The sequence below is a fragment of the Streptomyces omiyaensis genome (assembly GCF_014650895.1).
Lineage (GTDB): Bacteria > Actinomycetota > Actinomycetes > Streptomycetales > Streptomycetaceae > Streptomyces > Streptomyces omiyaensis.
Map to the genome: position 1 here is coordinate 1 of NZ_BMVV01000018.1, position 22339 is coordinate 22339.

General features: G+C 75.9%; 20 protein-coding genes. 8 read left to right on the forward strand and 12 right to left on the reverse strand.

Going from position 1 to position 22339, the window contains the following annotated elements; translation table 11 throughout:
* Positions 1 to 21: 21 nt before the first annotated feature.
* On the reverse strand, positions 22 to 546 hold the full coding sequence (locus IE287_RS25925) for a hypothetical protein (RefSeq protein ID WP_189851608.1): 525 nt from the start codon (positions 544 to 546) through the stop codon (positions 22 to 24).
* Positions 547 to 1129: 583 nt separating this feature from the next.
* Positions 1130 to 1687 (reverse strand): hypothetical protein, encoded by a 558-nt coding sequence (locus IE287_RS25930; protein WP_189851609.1) that lies wholly within the window; start codon positions 1685 to 1687, stop codon positions 1130 to 1132.
* 418 nt (positions 1688 to 2105) lie between these two features.
* On the opposite strand from IE287_RS25930, the gene IE287_RS25935 reads away from it, so the two are divergent.
* Positions 2106 to 3251 carry a glycoside hydrolase family 12 protein gene (locus IE287_RS25935; RefSeq protein WP_189851610.1) on the forward strand — a complete coding sequence of 382 codons (1146 nt, stop codon included), beginning with the start codon at positions 2106 to 2108 and terminating at the stop codon, positions 3249 to 3251.
* 40 nt (positions 3252 to 3291) lie between these two features.
* The gene (locus IE287_RS25940; RefSeq protein WP_189851611.1) at positions 3292 to 4413 is read left to right on the forward strand and encodes a lytic polysaccharide monooxygenase; all 1122 of its coding nucleotides are present in this window, start codon (positions 3292 to 3294) and stop codon (positions 4411 to 4413) included.
* Positions 4414 to 4503: 90 nt separating this feature from the next.
* On the opposite strand, the gene IE287_RS25945 is transcribed toward IE287_RS25940, so the two are convergent.
* The 3 genes from IE287_RS25945 to IE287_RS25955 form a co-directional block, all read right to left on the reverse strand.
* Positions 4504 to 4731, reverse strand: a complete 228-nt coding sequence (locus IE287_RS25945) for a hypothetical protein (RefSeq protein WP_189851612.1) — start codon at positions 4729 to 4731, stop codon at positions 4504 to 4506.
* A 303-nt stretch (positions 4732 to 5034) separates the two neighbouring features.
* Positions 5035 to 6453, reverse strand: a complete 1419-nt coding sequence (gene pntB / locus IE287_RS25950) for a Re/Si-specific NAD(P)(+) transhydrogenase subunit beta (RefSeq protein WP_189851613.1) — start codon at positions 6451 to 6453, stop codon at positions 5035 to 5037.
* 1 nt (position 6454) lies between these two features.
* On the reverse strand, positions 6455 to 7978 hold the full coding sequence (locus tag IE287_RS25955; protein ID WP_189851614.1) for a Re/Si-specific NAD(P)(+) transhydrogenase subunit alpha: 1524 nt from the start codon (positions 7976 to 7978) through the stop codon (positions 6455 to 6457).
* A 273-nt stretch (positions 7979 to 8251) separates the two neighbouring features.
* On the opposite strand from IE287_RS25955, the gene IE287_RS25960 reads away from it, so the two are divergent.
* Entirely contained in the window at positions 8252 to 9226 is a 975-nt protein-coding gene (locus tag IE287_RS25960) for an acetylxylan esterase (RefSeq protein WP_189851615.1), read from the forward strand.
* A 49-nt stretch (positions 9227 to 9275) separates the two neighbouring features.
* On the forward strand, positions 9276 to 10289 hold the full coding sequence (locus IE287_RS25965; RefSeq protein ID WP_189851616.1) for a LysR family transcriptional regulator: 1014 nt from the start codon (positions 9276 to 9278) through the stop codon (positions 10287 to 10289).
* A 7-nt stretch (positions 10290 to 10296) separates the two neighbouring features.
* Here the strand turns inward: IE287_RS25965 and IE287_RS25970 are convergent, their stop codons facing one another.
* Positions 10297 to 10599 carry a hypothetical protein gene (locus IE287_RS25970; RefSeq protein ID WP_189851617.1) on the reverse strand — a complete coding sequence of 101 codons (303 nt, stop codon included), beginning with the start codon at positions 10597 to 10599 and terminating at the stop codon, positions 10297 to 10299.
* Positions 10600 to 10742: 143 nt separating this feature from the next.
* On the opposite strand from IE287_RS25970, the gene IE287_RS25975 reads away from it, so the two are divergent.
* Positions 10743 to 12113: a carbohydrate-binding protein gene (locus tag IE287_RS25975; protein WP_189851618.1), complete on the forward strand. Its 1371-nt coding sequence runs from the start codon at positions 10743 to 10745 to the stop codon at positions 12111 to 12113.
* A gap of 113 nt (positions 12114 to 12226) precedes the next feature.
* The gene (locus IE287_RS25980; protein WP_189851619.1) at positions 12227 to 12799 is read left to right on the forward strand and encodes an antibiotic biosynthesis monooxygenase; all 573 of its coding nucleotides are present in this window, start codon (positions 12227 to 12229) and stop codon (positions 12797 to 12799) included.
* Here IE287_RS25980 and IE287_RS25985 read toward each other — a convergent pair.
* The 4 genes from IE287_RS25985 to IE287_RS26000 all read right to left on the reverse strand — a co-directional run bounded on the left by IE287_RS25985 (position 12796) and on the right by IE287_RS26000 (position 17858).
* Positions 12796 to 14547, reverse strand: coding sequence for a methyltransferase (locus tag IE287_RS25985; protein ID WP_229883747.1), 1752 nt, complete (start codon positions 14545 to 14547; stop codon positions 12796 to 12798). The genes IE287_RS25980 and IE287_RS25985 overlap by 4 nt on opposite strands.
* A gap of 116 nt (positions 14548 to 14663) precedes the next feature.
* A complete protein-coding gene (locus tag IE287_RS25990; protein ID WP_373307899.1) occupies positions 14664 to 15872 on the reverse strand; it encodes a 4-hydroxybenzoate 3-monooxygenase in 1209 nt (402 codons plus the stop codon).
* Between the two features lie 391 nt (positions 15873 to 16263).
* Positions 16264 to 17178 carry a glucose-6-phosphate dehydrogenase assembly protein OpcA gene (gene opcA / locus IE287_RS25995; protein ID WP_189851621.1) on the reverse strand — a complete coding sequence of 305 codons (915 nt, stop codon included), beginning with the start codon at positions 17176 to 17178 and terminating at the stop codon, positions 16264 to 16266.
* 107 nt (positions 17179 to 17285) lie between these two features.
* The gene (locus tag IE287_RS26000; RefSeq protein ID WP_189851622.1) at positions 17286 to 17858 is read right to left on the reverse strand and encodes a DoxX family protein; all 573 of its coding nucleotides are present in this window, start codon (positions 17856 to 17858) and stop codon (positions 17286 to 17288) included.
* Positions 17859 to 18048: 190 nt separating this feature from the next.
* Here IE287_RS26000 and IE287_RS26005 point away from each other — a divergent pair, with 190 nt between their 5' ends.
* Both IE287_RS26005 and IE287_RS26010 read left to right on the forward strand, forming a co-directional pair.
* The gene (locus tag IE287_RS26005; RefSeq protein ID WP_189851623.1) at positions 18049 to 19443 is read left to right on the forward strand and encodes a dipeptidase; all 1395 of its coding nucleotides are present in this window, start codon (positions 18049 to 18051) and stop codon (positions 19441 to 19443) included.
* Positions 19444 to 19872: 429 nt separating this feature from the next.
* On the forward strand, positions 19873 to 20295 hold the full coding sequence (locus IE287_RS26010) for a DUF350 domain-containing protein (RefSeq protein WP_189851624.1): 423 nt from the start codon (positions 19873 to 19875) through the stop codon (positions 20293 to 20295).
* Positions 20296 to 20339: 44 nt separating this feature from the next.
* On the opposite strand, the gene IE287_RS26015 is transcribed toward IE287_RS26010, so the two are convergent.
* Together IE287_RS26015 and IE287_RS26020 are read right to left on the reverse strand one after the other, a co-directional pair.
* Entirely contained in the window at positions 20340 to 20837 is a 498-nt protein-coding gene (locus IE287_RS26015) for a hypothetical protein (protein ID WP_189851625.1), read from the reverse strand.
* Complete coding sequence (locus IE287_RS26020) at positions 20834 to 22276, reverse strand: WGR domain-containing protein (protein WP_189851626.1); 1443 nt, start codon at positions 22274 to 22276, stop codon at positions 20834 to 20836. The genes IE287_RS26015 and IE287_RS26020 overlap by 4 nt, the downstream gene beginning before the upstream one ends.
* Between the last annotated feature and the right edge of the window lie 63 nt (positions 22277 to 22339).

Below are 22339 nucleotides of genomic sequence, written 5' to 3' on the forward strand. Positions count from 1 at the left end.
GGCCCGGTCGTGCACCGTGCGTCAGGTCGTCAGGAGGCGGTGGAACAGGGCGCGGTACTGGCACAGCGCGACGCGCAGGCTCTCGGTGTCCGCCTCCAGCCCCTGGCCCCACTGGCCCTCCAGGGTCCCGCGGTGCCGGGCGAAGGTGTCGGCCAGCGTCCTCATCACGTCGCCGACCAGCACGTCCGCCGCGTGGACCGCCTGGCGGGGGTCGTCGACGAACCGGCCCTGGACCTCGTGCCAGCGCTTGCGGAACTCCTCCTCCTCCGTGGGAGCGAGCAGGTCCGGGATCTCCTCGGCGTCCCCGCCGGTGCCGGGCCGGGCGGGGCGGGCGTGGTCCGGCCGCCGCTCCGCGCCCCCGGCGCCCCGGGCCTCCCGCGCCGGGTCCTGCGGGGCGGGCGCGGCGTGACGGGCGTGCCCGCCGGAAGCGTGGGCCTCCGGGTCGGGGGACGCGGCGGGCAGGGGCGGGGTCCCCGGCGCGGCCTGCGGCGCGCCCCGCGGGGCGGGCGGGTACGGCGCGGCCGCCGGGTCCTGCGGGGGCGTCACCTGCCGGGCGGCGGCGGATACGGGCCCGGTCTGCGCGGTCCCGGGATCCGCGGGGCCGGAGCCGGGCCGGGTGCTCCCGGCGGCGGGACCTGACCGGGCCTGCGCGGCCCCGGGATCGACGGGGTCGGAGCCAGGGCCGGGCTGCGCGGTGCGGGGATCTACGGGGACGGGCCGGGACCGGCCGCCTCCGGGGCCGGTGGGCGCCGCGTGGGGCCGGGCCCGCCCCGGGGGGTCGGCCTGGGGCGGGGTCGGGGCGACGATGGGGCTGTCCGGGGCCGCCGACGGGGCGGCGGGGCCCTGCGGGGCCGGGCGCGGGGCCCGGCGGTCGTCGGCCGCTCCCGCGCCGGCCTGCCGCGGCGGGGTCGGCGCCACCGTCGGGCTGTGCTCCGGCGGACGCTGCGGCTCGGGTCCGGCCGTCCCGGACGCGGGGCCCGCGGCGGGGCGGCCCCGTCCCGCGCCCGCTCCGGCGGGGGCGTCCGGGTGTCCGTGGCGCCCGTCCGCCGGCCGCTCGTGGGGGTGGGGGTCCGGCGTCCGCGTCGTGGGCTCCGAGGTGTCGTGGTGTCGCATGTCTCCTGCCTCCGCGTCAGGACCGGCGCCGGGCGCCGGTCGGCTCGCCGTCGGCGAGCAGGTCGTCGAAGAGGGTGCGGTAGTGGGTCATCGCGCCCCTCAGCTGTTCGGTGGTGGCGGACCTGTGGGTGCTCAGCGCGTGGACCTCCAGGGCCGCCCGGTAGTCGTCCAGGACGCGGCCGTGGCGCACCGACAGGTCGCGCAGCCGCTGCTCGTACCCCTCGTCGGGGTAGCCGCGGTCGCGCATGAGGGCCGCCACCAGCTCGTCGGCCTCGTGGACCGCGGCCTCCGGCCGGATCACGAACTCCTCCTGGACCCGCATCCACCGGCGGGCGTACCGCTCGCGCGCCTCGCCGGGCACGGGCTTGATCTCCAGGTCGGCGAAGCGGCGCCGGCGGGCGTCGAGCTCCTCCTCCGCGGCCCGTCTGCTGCCGGCCGCCTCGACGGCCCGTTCGTACTCGGGGCCGAAGCGGTCGCGCAGCCGCGCCCGCCGTCCCCGGTCCACCGCCATGGCGGCGAGGAAACCGGCCGCGACGACGGCCGCGACGAGGACGACGACGATTCCGGTCGACATCGGTTGCCACCTCTCTCGTTCGCTCGCTGGGTCACGCTGTTCCGTCCCGGACCTCGGGGGTCCCGGGACCGCATGGAGGTCCGCGTGCCCCGCGGCCCCGGCCGCAAACCGGGCATCCGCGGCCCAACGGACCAACGGCCCGCCGGACCAGGAAGTCGGCCCGCTCCCCACCGGTCCGAGCCGGTCCGAGCCGAGCCGAGCCGGTCCGAGCCGGTCCGAGCCGGCGCGCCTCCCGCCCGGGACGACCGTTCCCGACCGGGCCGACCGTTCCCGACGGGTTGTCAGCTCCCCTCGCAGCTCCTACAGTTCCGGCCAGCACCATGCATGGGAGCGCTCCCAAAGGCGGATCGCCGGCAGGCGGCGCTCCACTCCCCCTCTGAGCCCCCACAGGTCACCCCCCTCCCGGAGAGGTCCCTCCATGCGAGCCTCACCCCACCGCCCCAGGCCCCTGCGCGACGCGCTCGGCGCGCTGCTCCTCGCCCTCGTCACCGTGACGGGCGTCCTCGCGGGCACCGCCACGACGGCCCGCGCCGACACCCTGCTGTGCGAGCAGTACGGCGCCACCACGATCCAGGGCCGGTACGTCGTCCAGAACAACCGCTGGGGCACCGGCGCGACCCAGTGCGTCACCGCCACCGACGCGGGCTTCCGGATCACCCGGGCCGACGGCGCCGTGGCGACCGACGGGCCGCCGAAGTCGTACCCCTCGCTCTTCAACGGCTGCCACTACACCCGCTGTTCGCCGGGCACCGCCCTCCCCGCCCGGATCGACGGCATCGCCGCGGCGCCCAGCGGCATCGCCTACGGCTTCGTCGGCGACGCCGTCTACAACGCCTCGTACGACATCTGGCTGGACCCGACGCCCCGCACCGACGGGGTGAACCGGACCGAGATCATGATCTGGTTCCACAGGACGGGCCCGGTGCAGCCCATCGGCGCGCCCGTCGGCACCGCCACCGTCGGCGGGCGCCCCTGGCAGGTGTGGACCGGCGGCAACGGCGCCAACGACGTCATCTCCTTCGTCGCGCCGTCGGCGCTCGCGGAGTGGAACTTCGACGTCATGGACTTCGTCCGGGAGACCGTCGCCCGCGGCATGGCCCGCGACGACTGGTACCTGACCAGCGTCCAGGCCGGCTTCGAGCCGTGGCAGAACGGCACCGGGCTCGCCGTGAACTCCTTCTCCTCGACGGTGGAGCTCGGCACCCCGCCCACCGGACCCGGTGAGCCCGGCCCCGGTGGACCGAGCCCCGCGACGGCCTGCAGGGTGACCTTCGCGCCGCACGTGTGGAGCGGCGGCTTCACGGCGGACGTCACCGTCACGAACACCGGTCCGGCCCCCGTGGAGCCCTGGCGACTCGCCTTCACCCTGCCCGCCGGACACCAGGTCACCCAGGCGTGGAACGCCGCCCTCTCCCCGTCCTCCGGCGCCGTGACGGCGACCGCCCTCGCCCACAACGCCCGGATCGCGCCGGGAGGGAGCCAGACCTTCGGCTTCCAGGGCACCTACAGCGGCACCTTCGCCCCGCCGTCGGGGTTCAGCCTCGGCGGCGCGGCCTGCACGTGATCCGAACGGTCACACATCCCCGACACGCACAGGAGACACGATGGCCGGACGCAAGAAGCGACTCGCCTCCCTGGCGGCGGTGCTCGCGACCCTGATCGCCGGAATCGGCCTGACCTTACTGGGCCAGAGCAGCGCGCGGGCGCACGGCGTCACGATGATGCCCGGGTCGCGCACGTACCTCTGCTGGGTGGACGCGCGGACGAGCACCGGAAGCCTGGACCCGACCAACCCCGCCTGCGAGGCCGCGCTCGCCGAGAGCGGACCGAACGCGCTGTACAACTGGTTCGCCGTGCTCGACTCCCAGGCGGGCGGGCGCGGCGCCGGCTACGTGCCGGACGGCACGCTGTGCAGCGCCGGCGGCCGGTCGCCGTACGACTTCGGCGGTTACGACGCGGCCCGCGCCGACTGGCCGCGGACCCACCTGACCTCGGGGCGGACGATCCGGGTCAAGCACAGCAACTGGGCCGCGCACCCGGGTGCCTTCCGGGTGTACCTGTCCAAGCCCGGCTACTCGCCCACCACCGCACTGGGCTGGGACGACCTGGAGTTGATCCAGACCGTCACCGATCCGCCGCAGACCGGCTCCCCGGGAACGGACGGTGGGCACTACCACTGGGACCTCGACCTGCCGCCGGGCCGCTCGGGCGACGCGGTGCTCTTCGTCCAGTGGGTCCGCTCGGACAGCCAGGAGAACTTCTTCTCCTGCTCCGACGTCGTCTTCGACGGCGGCAACGGCGAGGTGACCGGCATCCGCGGCTCGGACGGCACCCCGACCCCGACTCCTACTCCCACTCCGACCCCGACCGAGCCGACCCCCACCCCGACCCCGACCCCGACCCCGACCGACCCTCACACCGGTTGCATGGCGGTCTACACCGTCGTCAACTCCTGGACCGGCGGCTTCCAGGCCTCGGTCGAGGTGATGAACCACGCCACCACGGCGCGCGACGGCTGGGCCGTGCGCTGGACCCCCGGGGCGGGCACCCGGATCGACCACCTGTGGAACGGCTCCCTCGCCTCCGGACCCGACGGCACGCTCACCGTCGGGAACGTCGCCTACAACCGGACCGTCCCGCCGGACGGCAGCGTCACCTTCGGATTCACGGCGACGTCGACCGGCAACGACCACCCGATCGGATCGGTCGCCTGCGTCACCCCCTGACGTCCCTCCGCCCCCCTGAGGGGCCCTGACGAGCGAGGGGCCGGTCCCGCCACGGCGGTCCGGCCCCTCGCGGGCACGGACCCGGACGGGTCAGTGCCACTCCTCCGTCTGCTCCTCGCGCCCCTTGCCCGGGTCCGGGCTCTTGGCCGCGTGGCCGCCGGCGCCCTCGCGGTCGGTGGTGCCCCGCCGGCCCGCCACGGCCTCCTCCGCCTCGCGCCGGGCCTCCTCGTCACCACTCTCCCCCTTCGCGTGCGACGGCGTGGTGCGGGCGTGCGGGCCGCCCCGCTCGTGGCTCCGCTCGCGCTTCTTCTCGGTCATGTCTCCTCCTTCGGCCGCGGAAGGGGCGGGTCCCCTTCGTCGCTCCGGGCGTCCGCGCGGCTACCCGCCCACCGCGGAACCATGCGCGGCGGACGGTCTCGGCGGAGCCCGTGCGGAACCGCGCCGCGAAGCGGGACGACCGCGCCCGGTGCCGCGCGGGTTCCTCGGGCGGTGGGGTCGGGAAGGGGGTCGAGGGCGGCCGCCGCGCGCGGACGGCCGGGCCCGCGTGCCCCGGCCGTCCGCGCGCGGGTCCCGGCCGTCCGGGCGCGGCGGCCGTCGTGACCGCAGGCGGCGCGCCCCGGCTCACAGCGCGCTGACGATGTCCTCCACGCGGTCCTTGGCGTCGCCGAAGAGCATGGTGGTGTTGGGGCGGTAGAAGAGGGGGTTCTGGACGCCCGCGTAACCGGAGGCCATCGAGCGCTTGAAGACGATGACCTGGCCCGCCTCCCAGACGGTGAGGACCGGCATCCCGGCGATCGGGCTGCCCGGGTCCTCGGCGCCGGCCGGGTTGACCGTGTCGTTGGCGCCGATGACGAGGACGACGTCGGTGTCGGCGAAGTCGCCGTTGATCTCGTCCATCTCCAGGACGATGTCGTACGGCACCTTCGCCTCGGCCAGGAGGACGTTCATGTGGCCGGGGAGCCGGCCGGCGACGGGGTGGATGCCGAAACGGACGTCGACGCCCCTGGCGCGGAGCCTGGAGGCGAGCTCGGCGACGGGGTACTGGGCCTGGGCGACGGCCATGCCGTACCCGGGGGTGATGATGACCGAGCGGGCGGCGCCGAGGAGTTCGGCGGCGCCGCGGGCGGTGATCTCCTGGTGCTCGCCGTAGTCGACGCGGGAGTCCGCCGGGGCCTCGATGCCGAAGCCGCCGGCGAGGACGGCGAGGAAGGAGCGGTTCATCGCCCGGCACATGATGTAGCTGAGGTAGGCGCCGGAGGAGCCGACGAGGGCGCCGGTGACGATGAGCAGGTCGTTGCCGAGGAGGAAGCCGGAGGCGGCGGCCGCCCAGCCGGAGTAGCTGTTGAGCATCGACACGACGACCGGCATGTCGCCGCCGCCGATGGAGGCGACCAGGTGCCAGCCGAGCGCGAGGGCCAGGGCCGTCGCCGCGATCAGGAGCCAGAGGGCGGGCTCGGCGGTGAAGCGGACGGTGAGGGCGGCGAAGAGGACGAGCGCGCCCAGGTTGAGGGCGTTCCTGCCGGGGAGCATGAGCGGTTTGGAGTCGATGCGCGCGGCGAGCTTGAGGTAGGCGACGACCGAGCCGGTGAAGGTGACGGCGCCGATGAACACGCCGATGAGGACCTCGGCGTGGTGGATGCCGAGGGTGCCGAGCGCGTCGAGCGCGGCCGCCTCGGCGCCGCCGGGGTGGTGCTCGACCTCCAGGTAGCCGTTCCAGCCCACGAGGACGGCGGCCAGGCCGACGAAGGAGTGGAGCAGGGCGATCAGTTCGGGCATGCCCGTCATCTCGACGCCCCGGGCGCGCCACAGGCCGATGAGCGCGCCGGCCAGCATCGCGGCGGCGAGCAGTCCGGCGGCGCCGGCGCCGATGCCGCGGTCGGCGGCGAGGACGACGGTGGCGACGAGCGCGACGCCCATGCCGAGCATGCCGAAGGCGTTGCCGAGCCGGGCCGACTCGTGCTTGGAGAGCCCGGCGAGGGCGAGGATGAAGAGGAGGGCGGCGACGAGGTAGGCCGCCTGTGCGGCGTGGGTGGCGGACATGTCAGCTCCTGTGGAACATTCCGAGCATGCGGCGGGTCACCGCGAAGCCGCCGAAGACGTTGATGCTCGCCAGCAGGATCGCGGCGGCCGCGAGCACGGTGACGGCGGTGCCGCCGTGCCCGATCTGGAGGAGCGCGCCGACCACGATGATCCCTGAGATGGCGTTGGTCACCGACATCAGCGGGGTGTGCAGGGCGTGGTGCACGTGCCCGATGACGTAGTAGCCGATGACGACGGCGAGGACGAAGACGGTGACGTGGGGCAGGAGGGCGGCGGGGGCGAGGCCGACCGCGAGGAAGAGCGCGAGGGCGCCGAGGCCCACGCCGGCGAAGCGGCGCCCCGGCGTCATGGGCTCCATCACCGGCGAGACGGCCACCGGGGCGGTGTCGCCCGCGGCGGGGGCGGCGGAGACCTGGACGGGCGGCGGCGGCCAGGCGAGGGTGCCGTCGCGCACGACCGTGACCGAGCGCTGGACGGGGTCGTCCTCGTCGAGGACGAGCACGCCGTCCTTCCCGGGCGTCAGGAGCGCGAGGAGGTTGAGGAGGTTGGTGCCGTAGAGCTGGGAGGCCTGGGCCGGCAGGCGGCCGGCCAGGTCGGTGTAGCCGAGGATCGTGACGCCGTTCGGGGTGACGGTCCGCTCCCCCGGTACGGTCCCCTCGACGTTGCCGCCGTTGGCGGCGGCCATGTCCACGATGACCGAGCCGGGCTTCATCGCGGCGACCGTCTCGGCGGTGACGAGCCGGGGCGCGGGGCGGCCGGGGACGAGGGCGGTGGTGATGACGATGTCGGCGTCGCGGCACTCGGCGGCGTAGAGCGCGGCCTCGCGGGCCTTGTAGTCGTCGCCCATCTCCTTGGCGTAGCCGGTGGCGGAGACCTCCTTCTCCGGGGACTCGATGGCGAGGTACTCGCCGCCCAGCGAGCGGACCTGGTCGGCCACTTCGGGGCGCGGGTCGGTGGCGCGGACGACGGCTCCGAGCGAGCCGGCGGTGCCGATGGCCGCCAGACCGGCGACGCCCGCGCCGGCGACGAGGACCCGGGCCGGGGGCACCTTCCCGGCCGCGGTGACCTGGCCGGTGAAGAAGCGCCCGAAGGCGTGGGCCGCCTCGACGACGGCCCGGTAGCCGGCGATGTTCGCCATGGACGACAGGACGTCCATGGACTGGGCGCGGCTGATCCGGGGCACCGCGTCCATCGACAGGACGGTGAGGGGCCGGCGGGCCAGCTCCTCGACCGCCGCCGGGTCGGACGCGGGGGCGAACAGGGCGATGACCGTAGCCCCGGGCCGCATCCGGTCCAGCCGGCCGGGCCCGGGGGCGTTCACCCCGAGCACGACGTCCGCCTCCGCCGCGTCGCCGGTCACCGCGCCGGCCGCCTCGTAGGCGGCGTCGGGGAAGCCCGCCGCCGCCCCCGCGTCGGGGTCGACGACGACCTCGTACCCGAGCCCGCGGATCCGCTCCACGGTGACGGGTGTCGCCGCGACCCGCCGCTCGCCGGTCCGTGCTTCCCTGAGGACTCCGACCTTCACCGCGCTCCTCCGTTCGCCGTTCCAGCCCCCACCTTGGCCTGTGCGGCGGCCCGCGGGAAGAAGGCTCGCGCGGCCGTGCCGGAGCGGGGGCGCCCCCGCGGCGGACGCGCCCGCGGACGGCGTCCGTACCGGTGGCGGCGGCGCGGGTGGGGCGCACGGCGAATCGACGACCGTTCACGTATATGAATCCGCTGGTGCGCGGGCTAGGGTGGGCCGGGCCGGGAAGGACCGGTCGGCATTCCGGACGACTCGACCTCACCAGGCGGTGCGCGCATGGCCCTTTTCGACCTGCCCCTCGACGAGCTCCGGGGGTACCGCAGCGCCTCGGTCGAACCCGGCGACTTCGACGACTTCTGGGCGGTGACGCTCGGACGGGCCCGCGCGCACGACCTGGACGCGCGCTTCGAGCGCGTGACGACGGGGCTCGCGACGGTGGAGACGTACGACGTCACCTTCGCCGGCTTCGACGGGCAGCCGGTCAAGGGCTGGTTCGTCCTCCCGGCGGGGACCGACGGGCCCGTGCCGGCCGTCGTGGAGTTCCTGGGGTACGGGGGCGGGCGCGGCCTGGCCCACAGTCACCTGCTGTGGGCGTCGGCCGGTTTCGCGCACTTCGTGATGGACACCCGCGGCCAGGGCAGCGGCTGGGCGCCCGGCGACACCGCGGACCCGGTGGGCAGCGCGCCGTCGTTCCCGGGGTTCATGACGCGGGGCGTGGAGGACCCGGAGACGTACTACTACCGGCGGGTGTACACGGACGCCGTGCGCGCGGTGGAGGCCGCCCGGTCGCATCCGCGCGTGGACGCGGAGCGCACGGCGGTCACCGGGATCAGCCAGGGCGGCGGCATCACGATCGCCGTCTCGGGCCTGGTGGGGGACCTCGCGGCGGTGGCGCCGGACGTGCCCTTCCTGTGCGACTTCCCGCGGGCGACGACGGTCACGGACCGGACGCCGTACCGGGAGCTGGGCAACTACCTGAAGACGCACCGGGGCCGGACGGAGCGGGTGCGGGAGACCCTCGCCTACTTCGACGGGGTGCACTTCGCGGCGCGGGCGACCGCACCCGCGCTGTTCTCCACCGCGCTGGAGGACCTGACCTGTCCGCCGTCGACGGTCTTCGCCGCGTTCAACGCCCACGCGCACGAGGACAAGGCGATCGAGGTCTACGACTTCAACGACCACGAGGGCGGCGGCGTCTTCCAGCAGGCGGCCCAGCTGCGCTGGCTGCCGGAGCGGCTCCGCACCCGATAGCCCCTCCCTTGGTCTGGACCTGTCATGGGGTGGGCGTCAAGCTGGTCCCATGGACTTGGAGTTGCGGCACCTGAAGACGGTCCGGGCCATCGCCGAGGCCGGCAGCCTCACCCGCGCGGCCACCGCCCTCGGACTGGCCCAGCCCGCGCTCAGCGGCCAGCTGAAGCGGATCGAACGGGCCCTGGGCGGGGCCCTGTTCGTGCGCGGCCGGGACGGGGTGCGGGCCACCGCCCTGGGCGACCTGGTGCTCGACCGGGCCCGGGTGGTGCTGCCCGCCGTCTGCGAACTCCAGGAGGAGGCCGTCCGGTTCGCCCGGGACGGCGCCGCCGGGCACCGGCTCGGCGGGACCCACGGACCGCTGCTCGGCGGCCTGGTGGACCGGCTCGCCCGCGCCGCGCCGGACGACCGGGTGACCACGTACACCTCCTGGTCGGAGCGGGAGATCGCCCAGGGGGTGGTGGCCGGCCGGCTCGACTTCGCGCTCGTCGGCGTCTGCGGCGAGAGCTCCCCGCCGGAGGCCGGGCGGCTCGCCTGGACGGAGGTGGCCCGCGACCCGGTGTACGTCATGCTGGCGACGGGCCACCCGCTGGCCCCGCGCCCGCACGTGTCGCTGGCCGAACTCGCCGACGCGGACTGGACGGACGTCCCGGGCGACGGCTGTTTCGGCGACTGCTTCGCCGCCGCGTGCGTCCGGTCCGGCTTCACCCCGGCCCGGGTGTACGAGACGGACACCGCCTCCTGCGTCCACCTGGTCCAGGTGGGCCGGGCGGTGGGCCTGTGCCGGGCGACCTTCCCGGCCACCCCCGGCATCGTCACCCGCCCCCTGGCGGGCGCCCCGCTCCTCTGGCGCCACCTGCTGGGCTGGCACCCCGAGGGCCGCGCGGCCGGACGCGCCGCCGCCGTCCTCGGCCACGCCCGTGACGCCCACGCGGAGGCCCTGGCCCGCAGCGCGGGCCGCCCGCCCACGGGGACGGGCCCGGAGACAGGGCCGGAGACAGGGCCGGGAACGGTCCTGAGGACGGGCCCGGGAACGGGGCCGGGACCGACGCGCGCGGCGCCCTGAGCGGCCGTCAGGTGTCGTGGGTGCCGTCCCACGGGGCGGAGAAGCCCAGCCCGTCGGGGTGGAGCTCGGCCCATTCCCTCGGGCCCCCTTCGTGCGCGTCCACGACCAGCCCGAACGGGGTCCCCTCGTACCGCACGGCGAAGGGCGCGACGGCGATGGAGGCGTACCGCCGCCAGTCGGCCCCCGGCGTCCAGCCCTCGGGGAAGGCCGCGGTGACCGAGGCGAGGAACCGGCCCCCGTCCCACAGGCCGATGGCGGACGTGCGGCGGCCGGGCTCGCACGCGATCGGGAGGACCTCGGGAACGCTCATGCCCGCGCCGTGGCGGCCGCCTCCGGCAGCGCCCGGGGCCATAACGCGGAGGAGGGGGCCGGGTGGAGGCTCCCGCCGGGACGGGGGCGTTCCTACGGTTCTCCGCAGATCCCCTCCCCCACCGAGAACCGAGGAGACTCCCCATGCTCCGACGACACGCCCGCGCGGCGTGTACCGCGCTGGCCGCCGCCGGGATGGTGCTGGCCGGTCTTCAGGCCGGGTCCGCCACCGCCGCGCAGCCCTCCCCCGGGACCGCCCCCGGGGTGCAGAGCGCCGCCCGGGCGCTCGGCGCCGCCGAGGCGCAGCCCGAGCTGCTCGCCGCGATGGGCCGCGACCTGGGGCTGACCCGGGCCCAGGCGGAACGCCGCCTGGTCAACGAGGCCGAGGCGGGTGCCGCCGCCGCCCGGCTCCGCGACCGGCTCGGCGGATCCTTCGCCGGCGCCTGGGTCACCGGCGCCGAGTCCGGCAGCCTGACCGTGGCCACCACCCGCGCCGCCGACCTCGGCGCGATCCGCGCGGCCGGGGCGACGGCCCGGCTGGTCCGGCACGACCTCTCCGCCCTGGAGCGGGCGAAGGAGCGGCTCGACCGGGCGGCGGGCGCCGACGCGCCGGTCCGGTACGTGGACGTGCGCTCCAACGTCCTGGTCGTCGAGGAGACCGGGCCCGGTGCCGCGGCGCGCCTCACCGCGGCGACCGGCGTGCCGGGCGAGCTGGTGCGGGTGGTGCGGAGCGCCGAGGCGCCGCGCCCGCTCTACGACATCCGGGGCGGCGACGCGTACTACATGGGCGGCGGAGGCCGCTGCTCGGTCGGCTTCGCGATCACCCGGGGCACCACGCAGGGCTTCGCGACGGCCGGGCACTGCGGCCGCGCGGGGCAGACCACCAGCGGCTACAACCAGGTCGCCCAGGGCAGCTTCCAGGCCTCGGTCTTCCCCGGCAACGACATGGCGTGGGTGGCGGCGAACAGCAGCTGGACCTCCACCCCGTACGTGAAGGGCTCGGGCGGCGCGAACGTGCAGGTCACCGGTTCCGTGCTGCAGCCGGTCGGCGCCTCGGTCTGCCGCTCCGGCTCCACCACCGGCTGGCACTGCGGCACCATCCAGCAGCACAACACGAGCGTGACCTACCCCGAGGGCACGATCAGCGGGGTGACCCGGACGACCGTGTGCGCCGAGCCGGGCGACTCCGGAGGCTCGTACATCTCCGGCAGCCAGGCCCAGGGCGTCACCTCGGGCGGCTCGGGCAACTGCTCCAGCGGCGGCACGACGTTCTTCCAGCCGCTGAACCCGATCCTGTCGAACTACGGGCTGACGCTGAGGACCACCGGCACCGACCCCGGTCCGGGTCCCGGCCCGGGCGAGCCGGAGCCGGGCGGCACGTGGAAGGCGGGCACGGTCTACGCGGCCGGCGCGACGGTCACGTACGGCGGCTCCACCTACCGCTGCCTCCAGGGCCACCAGGCGCAGACGGGCTGGGAGCCCCCGAACGTGCCCGCCCTCTGGCAGCGCGTCTGACCCCGTGCCCTTCCGCGGGATCCTCCGCGGCGCCACTCGCCCCCGCCGGGCGGGTGGCGCCGCGGCGCCGGCGCGTAGAGTGGGGCGGGGCGCGGTGATCAAGAGGAGTTTCCGTGACCACGCCCACCCTGGAGCACGCCACCGTCCCCGCCGACAGCGGCGAGGTGAACCTGCTGATAGCCCGCCGGGTGGAACCCGGCCACGAGGCCTCCTTCGAGCGCTGGGCCCGCGGCATCCTCGACTGCGCGGCGACCTTCCCCGGCCACCTCGGCTACGGCTTCTTCCGCTCCGCCGGCGGCGACGCCCCCTGGTTCCTCGTCCACCGCTTCCGGGACGCGGAGGCCTGCCGGGCCTGGCAGGAGTCGCCCGAGCGCGCCGCCTGGTTCGCCGACTGCGAGGGGCACCACCACAGCGAGATCGCCCGGCGCCGGCTCACCGGCATGGAGACCTGGTTCGCCGAGCCCGGCTCGACCCGGCCCGCGCCGCCGCGCTGGAAGATGGCGGTCAGCGCGACCCTGGCGATCTACCCGATCTCCGTGCTCGGCAGCCTCTTCCTCGTCCCCCGCCTCACCGCGCTCCCCGTCCTGCTCAGCAGCGCGGTGCTCGCCTGCGTCTTCAACGTGCTGATGACCTACGCGGCGATGCCGGCCGTCAGCAGGCTCCTCCGCCGCTGGCTGACGCCCTAGAGGGAGGGCGCCGCCGGTCTGCGGGCGTGGAGGGCGTGGGCGCCCAGTGCGAGCGGGGTGTGGCCGACGAGGGCGAGACCGCAGTCGGCGAACAGCCGGGCGTACTGCTCGGCGGTGCGCTCGCGGCCCCCGGTGTTGCACAGCATGTGGAGGTCCCACGCGGTGGCGAGGGAGGGGGAGCCGTCGGCCGGCAGGAGGCGCTCGACGACGAGCAGGTCCGCGTCCGGGCCCATCGCGGCGGCGCAGTGCCGCAGGATGGTCCGGCAGCGCTCGTCGTCCCAGTCGTGGAGGACCCGGGAGAGCAGGTAGACGTCGGCCCCGGCGGGCACGTCGGCGAAGTCGCCCTCCCGGAAGGAGCAGCGCCCCTCGGCGGCCGGGACGGCCAGGCGGGTCCGCGCCGCGGCCAGCACGTGCGGGCGTTCGAGGAGGACGCCGCGCAGGGCGGGGTGGGCGGTGAGGACGCGTCCGAGGAGCTCGCCGGTGCCGCCGGCGACGTCGACGACGGTGCGGGGGCCGCCGGGGGCGCCGGCGGCCGAGGCGAGGACCGGGTGGCCGGGGAGCGGATCGAAGAGCGGGGCGCTCGACACCATGGACCCGTCGAACCGCGCGGCGAGTTCGGGGTCGCGCGCGAAGCGGTCGAAGTGGTTCTCGCCGTGGAGGTGTTCGAAGCCGGGCTCGCCGGTGCGGACGGCGTGGGTCAGGTGGGCGAAGGACTCGTAGAAGGGTCCGCCGTACATGAGCGCCAGGGGCCGCATGGAGTACGGGGCCTCCGCCGCGAGGAGCGCGCCGACCCCGGTCAGGCGGAAGCCGTCGGGGCCCTCGGCGACCACGTCCAGCATGGCGAGGTACCGCAGCAGGACCGCGAGGCTCTCGGGGCGGGCGCCGACCGCCCGGGCCAGCTCGGGGACGCCCGTCCCGGCGTCGCGCTCCAGCGCCTCCGGCAGTCCCAGCTCCGCGCAGGCCGCCAGGGCCTGGGTGGTCCAGGCCCCGGTGAGCAGCCGCAGGAGCGTTTCCGCCGGTTCGGACGAGGCGGGGGAAGCGGGGGCGGTCCCCCCGCCCGGGGCCCGTCCGAGGTGCTCGGCGAGTACGTCGCGATGGTCGCCGCCCGCGTACAACTCCACCCTTCGATAGGGGGACTTGGTGTCGTCGGGGGCGGTGAGGTAGAAGACGGTGCCGTCCTCGTGCGGGTTGTAGCCGCCCCCGTCGGCGGTCGCCCCGTGCCGGGCGAAGCTCGCCAGCAGCCCCCGCAGGACCAGCGGGTCGGGGCGCTCGACGTCGAAGGCGAGGTGCGCCTCGCGGTCCCGTACGCGCTCGGCGGCGGCGATCCGGGCCGCCCCGGACCCCGGGGGCGCGGCCAGCGCGAAGACCTCGACCGCCCGGCGTTCCCCGGCGGGCCCGGTGACCCCGGGGCGCAGGATCCGCACGTCGAGGTCCTCGGGGCGGCGGCCGTACCGGGCGGCGAGGCGGTCGCGGACGACGACGCTGGGCCGCGCCTCGGCGTCGGCGGCCAGCCCGCACGCCGCCAGCTCCGTCCGCAGCGCGGCCTCGTCGGGCGGGAAGACCAGCAGGGCGGCGTGCGCGAACCGGCACCGGTCGGTGAGGGCCCGCAGCTCGGGTCCGTCGAGGCCGGGCAGGACGCGGGCGAGCAGGAGTGCGGTGTCCTGCTCGCGGACGAACCGGGCGGTCTCGCCCAGCCGTTCCGCGTCGGTGACGGCGTCCGCCGCCACCGGGGTCGGGTGTGCGGGCACGGCAAAGGAGGGTTCGGAGTGCATGTCCCGTTCCAGGGGTGGGGGAAGGAGTGAGGGAGGAGCGAGGAGGGAGGGCGCGGAGAAGGTCCCCGCAGGTGAAGGAGAATGAGGGTGCGTCAGATGCCGACGTACTGCTCGGCGAACCAGTCCTGGCGGCTCGCCGAGTCGCGCAGCGACGCGAGCCGCACGTGCCGCAGCCGCTCCCGGAAGAGGCCGGCGTCGCCGGGGTCCGCGCGCTCGTGCAGCAGGCGGATCATCCAGTGCGAGAACTCCTGGGCCCGCCAGATGTGCGCCAGGCACCGCTCGGAGTAGCGGTCGATCCCCTCGGGGTCGCCGTGGACGAGCGCGTCGACCAGCGCCCGGGCGAGGAGTTCGGCCTCCAGGACGGCGAGGTTCGCGCCCTTCGCCGCGGACGGGCTGAGCAGGGCGGCGGCGTCACCGGCCAGGAACAGCGAGCCGTGGCGCAGCGGTTCGAGGACGTCGGACTCCAGGGCGACGACGGAGCGCTGGACGATACGGCCGCGCACCAGGGGGCCGTAGGCGGACGCCCGCATGCGCAGGTCGAGTTCGTCCCAGATCAGGTCCTCGCTCCACGCGTCGGCCGGGGTGTCCCGGTCGCACTGGAGGTAGTAGCGGGTGATGTCGGCGGAGCGGGCCATGTGGCCGGCGAATCCGCGCGGATGGACCGCGTATCCCACGGCGTCCAGGCTCGGCGGGGCCTCGGCGAGCAGGCCCAGCCAGGAGACGCCGTGGTCGCGGTGGTGGCGCACGGTGCCGGGCGGCAGGGAGCGCCGTCCGGCGCCGTGGCGTCCGTCGCAGGCGGCGACGTACCGGGCCCGCCAGCGTCCGGGCCGCCCGTCGGCGTCCCGGACGGTCACCGAGGGGGCCGGGCCGTCCGCGTCGGCGACGGCGGCGGCCTCGGTGCCGAAGCGGATCGTTCCGCCTCCGTCGAGGAAGCGGGCCATCAGGTCGGCGACCAGTTCGTGCTGGGGGTAGACGGTGTGCGGTTCGCCCGTGCCGAGCCGCCGGTAGTCCAGGCGGAAGCGGCCGGTCTCGGTGCGGAACTCGCAGACGCCGTGCTCCCGTCCGCCGCGCCGCACTCCCCCGTCGAGGCCGTTGCGCTCCAGGATCCGGACGGTGTTCGGCACGAGGAAGCCGGCGCGGGCGCGGTTCTCGACGCCCTCGCGGTCGGCGCGCTCCAGGACGACGCAGTCGACTCCGTGGCGCAGCAGGATGTTTCCCAGTACCAGGCCGGCGGGACCGGCCCCGATGATGACCACGTCCGCGGACTCCCCCGCGACCTGGGCATGTTGACTCTCTGTCACAGCAGTGGATCTTAAGCACGGAAAAGTACGGACCCGGTCCAGGATCACCCGTATGCACCCGTGCGAGGGAAAAGGATTCGCCTGCACCGACCGCGGGCCGCTCCCCCGCCGTCTCCGCCTCAACTCCGGCCACGGGCAATGACGGTGAGGGGGCTCCCCGCCCGTCCCCGGAACGGGTCCCTCCTCCGCGCGCCCTTGCGCGCGTCGAACACCGGGCCGTCCGGCGTCCTTCGCGCGGGGAGCTTCCGGCGCCGGGTGCACGCTCCGCCGGGGACGCGGCGCACGGAGCCCGGTGCCCCCGGCGACGGGGGTCCCGGGGACGGGGGTCCCGGGGACCCCCGCGAGGCCCGGGGGAACCGGCCCCGTCACGGGGCGGGGGCCGCGGGCCGGTTCAGGAGGTGCGGCGCTCCAGGGCGGTCGCGTAGGCGTCGTCGGGGTCCAGGTGGCGCAGCTCCTCGGCGATCAGCTCCGCCGTGGTGCGGACCTTGAGCGCCATGACGCGGCTCGGCTGGCCGGGGATGGCGAGCCGGGCCACCGGGCCCTCGGGGCGGTCGATGCGGATCTCGCCCTGCGGGGTGCCCATCCGGACGGCGGTGACGACCGGGCCCCCGGAGACGATCCGCTCCACCGGCACGCCGAGCCTGACCTCGAACCAGCGGGCCAGGAGTTCGGCGCTGGGGTTGGCCTCCTCGGCCTCCACGGCGGCCGAGACGACGTCCGTCCCGGCCTGGTCGAGGGCGGCGGCCAGCATGGAGCGCCAGGGGGTGAGCCTCGTCCAGGCGAGGTCGGTGTCACCGGGGGCGTACGAGGCGGCCCGCGCGTCCAGCGCGCCGAGCGGGTCCTCGACCGCGTACGTGTCGGTGATCCGGCGCTGCGCCAGGGCGCCCAGCGGGTCCTTGGAGGGGACGGCCGGGGCGTCCACCGGCCACCACACCACGACCGGGGCGTCGGGGAGCAGCAGCGGCAGCACCACGGAGTCGGCGCGGGCGTTGAGTTCGCCGTGGAGGCGGAGCAGCACCGTCTCGCCGGAGCCGGCGTCGGTGCCGAGGCGGACCTCGGCGTCGAGCCGGGTCACGTACCGCTCGCGGGGTGACAGCGCCCGGCGGCGGATGACGACGAGGGTGCGCGAGGGGTGTTCCTTCGACGCCTCGTTGGCGGCCCGCACGGAGTCGTAGGCGTTCTCCTCGTCGGTGACGATCACGAGGGTGAGGACGACACCGACGGCGGGGGTGCCGACGGCCCTCCGGCCCTCCAGGATCGCCTTGTTGATCGCGCTGGAGTTGGTGTCCGTGAGATCGATCTTCATTGCCCGGCGCCCGTCCCTTCCTCTGCGGCGAGCCTAACGCCCCGCACGCGCGCGCGTGCGGCTCCCCCGGGGTCCCGGGGCGGCCGCGCGGCGGGGCGGTCGGCGGTTCAGTGGGTCTCCGGCTCCTCGGAGCCGCCGGATACGGGGGCCGCGTCCTCCTCGGGGGCTGCGGCGGCCGCCCGGGCCTGGGCGCGGCGGCCGACCACGGCCGCCGCGGCGACGGCCGAGCCGAGGAAGGCGGTGGCCACCACCCAGGGGCGGTCGAGGACGTGCCCGGTGGCGTGGTCGAGGGAGTAGCGGCCGGCTCCGGTGATGCCGATCGCGGCGGCCGTGAAGCCGAGGAAGGCCGGGTACTCGTAGCCCCCGGCCTGGGCGAAGAAGCCGGCCGGGGCGTGCACGGAGACGGCACCGGCCATGGCGCCCGCCGCGGCGGCGCCGGCGGCGGGGGTGGCGAGCCCCAGGGCGAGCAGCAGGCCGCCGCCGGCCTCGCCGAGCCCCGCGGCGACGGCGGACTCGCGGGGCGGGTGGAAGCCCATCGCCTCCATCGCGTGGCTGGTGCCCTCGATCCCCCCGCCGCCGAACCAGCCGAAGAGCTTCTGGGTGCCGTGCGCGGCGAGGACGGCACCGGTGCCGACCCTCAGCACGAGCAGCCCGAGGTCGCGCCGGTTGGGGTGAGCCATGGGTTTCTCCAGGTGCGGGAGGGAACGCGTACGCCTCCACTCTCCGCGCGCGTCCCGCCCGACGCCGCCCGACAGTCCGTCCCGTACTCCACTTGTGTCATCTTTTGCGGCGTTTGACCGGCATTGTTTGACTGGGATGGCCGCCGCCGCCCCGGCCCGCCCGGGAACGGCCCGAGGGAAGTGGGTACGCATGACCTCCGAGTCCACCGACACCGCCGCGCTGCGGGAACGGGTCCGGGCCCTGATGCCGCGCGCGCAGGAGGACCTGACCGCCCTGGTGGCGATGCGCTCCGTGGCCGATCCGCGCCAGTTCCCGCCCGAGGAGTGCGCCCGGGCCGCCGACTTCCTGGTGCGGGCCTTCACCGAGGCGGGGCTGCGGGACATGCGGCGGGTCACCACCCCGGACGGCACGGACGCGGTGGTGGGCCACGCGCCAGGCCCCGAGGGGGCGCCGACGGTCCTGCTCTACTGCCACTACGACGTGCAGCCGCCGCTGGACGACGACGCCTGGGAGACCCCGCCGTTCACCCTGACCCCGCGCGACGGGCGCTGGTACGGGCGCGGCACGGCCGACTGCAAGGGCAACATCGCGATGCACCTCACCGCGCTGCGGGCGCTGGGCGGCGCCGACGGCGCCGGGTTCCCGGTGAACCTCAAGTTCGTGGCGGAGGGTTCGGAGGAGCAGGGCACCGGCGGCCTGGAGCGGCTGGTGCCCCAGCGGCCCGAACTCTTCGAGGCGGACGCCCTGCTGATCTGCGACACCGGCAACTTCGCGCGGGGGCTGCCCACCGCGACGACCTCGCTGCGCGGGCTGGCCAACGTGGTGGTGACGGTCTCCACGCTCAAGGGCGAGATGCACTCCGGCATGTTCGGCGGCCCGGCGCCGGACGCGCTGGCCGCGCTGGTGCGGATCCTGGACAGCCTGCGCGACGAGCACGGCAACACGGCGGTCCAGGGGCTCGCGGCCGACGGACGGTGGGACGGGGTGTCGTATCCCGCCGAGCAGTTCCGGGCCGACGCGGGGGTCCTCGACGGGGTGCGGCTGGTCGGCACCGGGTCGGTCGCCGACGAGCTGTGGGCGCGGCCCGCCGTCACCGTCCTCGGCATCGACTGCCCGCCGGTGGTCGGCTCCTCGGCCGCCGTGCAGGCGAAGGTGCGGGCGCGGGTCAGCCTGCGGGTGCCGCCGGGGACCGACGCCGACCAGGCCCGCAAGGCGCTCACCGACCACCTGGTGGCGGCCGCGCCCTGGGGCGCCCGGGTCGAGGTGGAGGCGGAGAGCGCCGGGCAGCCCTTCCGGGCCCGCACCGACGGGCCCGCGTACGCGGCGCTCGGGGCGGCGCTGCGCGAGGCGTACGGCAAGGCCATGGTGCAGTCGGGGCAGGGCGGTTCGATCCCGCTGTGCAACGTGCTCGCGGACCGCTTCCCGGACGCGGAGGTCGCGCTGATCGGCGTGGAGGAACCGGGCTGCCTGATCCACGCCCCCAACGAGAGCGTCGATCCCTCGGAGATCGAGCACATGGCGCTGGCCGAGGCGCTCTTCCTCCGCTCCTACGCCGAGGCGTTCGCGCGCCCGGCCGGCGCGTGAACGCGGACACCGGCGCGCACCACGGGAGGTGGAGACGGCTCCATGGCGCGGACGCGCGACCGACCGTACGAGGGGCCCCTCCGGGAGGAACCGCCGCCGGGTCGACGGCCCTGCTCGCGGGGGCGGCGCGGCAGGCGCCGCCGCCGGCCGGGATCGCGGCCCTCGCCCTGGGCGCGCCGGTGCCGGCGCGGCCGGGCGCCTCGCCGGCCGGTGCCGGCGAGGCCGGGATCGTGACCGCCTTCGTGGTCCGCTCCCGGGCCGGGAGGCTGCCGCCCGGCGTCTGATCCGCCCCGGGTGGTCCGTCTCGTCCGGTCCGCCGTCCGCCCCGATCCCCGGGCGGACGGCGGACCGGCTTGTTCCGTGCGCTAGATTTTGCCGGTCCATGACCGTCGATCGCTCGCGATCACCACTCTCCGGAGCCGGCTTCCCATGACCGACATCGTCAACGGCCTCGGCCGTGCCACCGCCTACGGCGCCCTCGGCGTGGTCCTGCTGATCCTCGGCATCGTCCTGGTGGACATCCTGACGCCCGGCAAGCTGGGCCGGCAGATATGGGAGGACCGCAACCGGAACGCGGCCGTCCTGCTCAGCTCCGCCCTGCTCGGCATCGGCGGGATCGTCTTCACCTCGATCTGGACCACGTACGACAACTTCGGCAAGGGCCTGGCCTCCACGGCCGCGTTCGGTCTCCTCGGCCTGGTGATGATGGCCGTCGCCTTCCTGGTGGTGGACCTGGTGACGCCCGGCAAGCTCGGTGCCACGCTGGTGGACCCGGAGCCGCACCCGGCGGTCTGGGTGACCGCCTCCTGCAACATCGCCGTCTCCGCGATCGTCTCCGCCTCGATCGCCTGACGCCCGGCCCCTCCGCGGCTCCGCCCGGCCCGGTGCCCGTCCGCTCAGGACGGGCCCGGGCCGGCGGCCGTCCCGGCGGGTTCCACCTCCAGGAAGCGGCGCCCGCGCGGCCCCTTGTAGAGCAGGGCCTCCCAGCCGAGCCGGCCGAGGGCGTCGGCGCAGGCGGCGAGCGCCCCGGCCTCCTGCCCCGCGGCGCCGGAGCCGGGCGGTCCCAGCCACTCGACCACGGTGGTGGCGGGCCGCTCCCCCGCCCGCACCCGGTAGCCGGTCGCCGTCCGCGTCCCGCCGGCGTCCACTGCGGAGGCGGCGAGCCCGCCGGCCTCCAGGGCGAGCGCCACGGCCCGTACCGGCTGCCGGCGTTCCCAGGGGGCGGGCACGGTCCCGGAGTCGCCGCCCGGGGTGCCGGTGAGCCGCCGGATCTGCCGGAGGCCGTCGAGGGCGGAGCGGACCTCGCGGGAGCGCTGCTCGGCGTCGCCGGTGAAGGGCGGTCCGTCGCCCGTCGCCGCCTGGAAGGCCCCCTTGCCGCCCGGGTCCCCGGTCACAGCAGCCGCCGGATCTCTCCGCGGACCCGGTAGAAGCCGCCGGCGGCGGGGTGCAGGGCCTCCACCACGAACCGGGCGCCGGGCTCCCGGATGGCGCGGGGGAACTGCACGTTCCACGACGGCTCGTAGCCGGGGCTGACGACGCGGACGCGGCTGCGGCCGCCCTCCCGGGCGCACTCGACCACGATCGAGCCGGCCGGCGCCTCGCCCACGGAGGCGACGACCTCGACCGCGGCGGCGGTGGTCGCCGGGGTGTAGGTGGGCAGCGCGGCGGCCAGCTTGACGTCCCGGACGACCGGGACGCTGCCCTGCTGGGCGGCCTCGATCGCCGCCTCGCTCGCGTCCACGCAGACCAGCGAGCCGTCGGTGGTGACCAGGTAGAGCCGCTCGTCGCGGTACTGCATGGAGAGCGCCGATCCGCCGCCGGTGCCCAGCTTCCACAGCCGGGTGCCGTCCTCGGCGAAGCAGTAGACGGAGGAGGACGAGTCGCCGGCGAAGACGAACCGGCCGCCGGGCGAGGTGGCGCACGAGTAGACCATGGCGTCGCAGCCGTAGACGGCCTCGACCCGGCCGTCGCTCTTGGCGAGCCGCTGCACCTTCTTGTGGCCGGTGCCCGCGTAGACGGCGGTCTCCTCCTGCCAGCCGAAGAGCACCGCGCCGTCGGTGCCCGTGTTCCACAGCTCGCCGGTGCCGTCCGCCGCGTAGGCGGTGACGCCCTTGGTGTCGCCGTAGTAGACCGCGCGGCCGTCGGCCCGGACCATCCAGGCGAACTCGCCGCGGCCCGAGCGGGACCACTGGTGCTCGTCCTCGTGGTCGATGACGGTGAGCCGGCCCGAGCGGTCGGCGACGTCCAGGACGCCCTCGTGGATGTCGAGCCAGAAGATGTCGACGTCGGAGGCGATGTCGTAGGCGGCGAACGGCAGTTTGGAGGAGAGGTCGTAGACCTTGCCGTCGTCGCAGCCCGCGTAGATCCAGAAGTCGTCGGCGACCAGGCACTTCACTCCGTCGGGCAGGCCGAAGCGGGCGAGCACGTCACCGCCGTGGTCGAGGGTGAAGACGTCCCCCGCCTGGTTGCCCACCCAGATCCGCTCCTCGTCCACGTGGATGCCGAAGGCGGCGGAGCCGGTGCGGAAGCGCCACAGGACGGGCGCCACGGCGCGGGCGGTGGAGGGGGCGGAGCCGACCGCGCGGCGGGTGACCGCCCGGGCGGCCCGCTGTCCGGGGACCGCCGGGGCGTACCCCTTGCGGACCTTCTCGCCGATCTTCTTGGCCGCCGCGGCGTGCGCCTTCTCCGCGGTGGGGAAGGCGGAGCGCTGGGTCTGCCCGGCGGCGCCGATCCGGCCGTAACGGACCGACACCTCCAGACCGTCGACGGTCACTTCGTAGAACTTGTGGGCACCGCCGCCGTCCTGCGACAGCTCCAGATAGGTCGTCGTCATGATCCGTACGGTAGGCGCCGCCACTGACAACGGCCTCCCGCGCGGCCCGCGGCGGACGCCGCG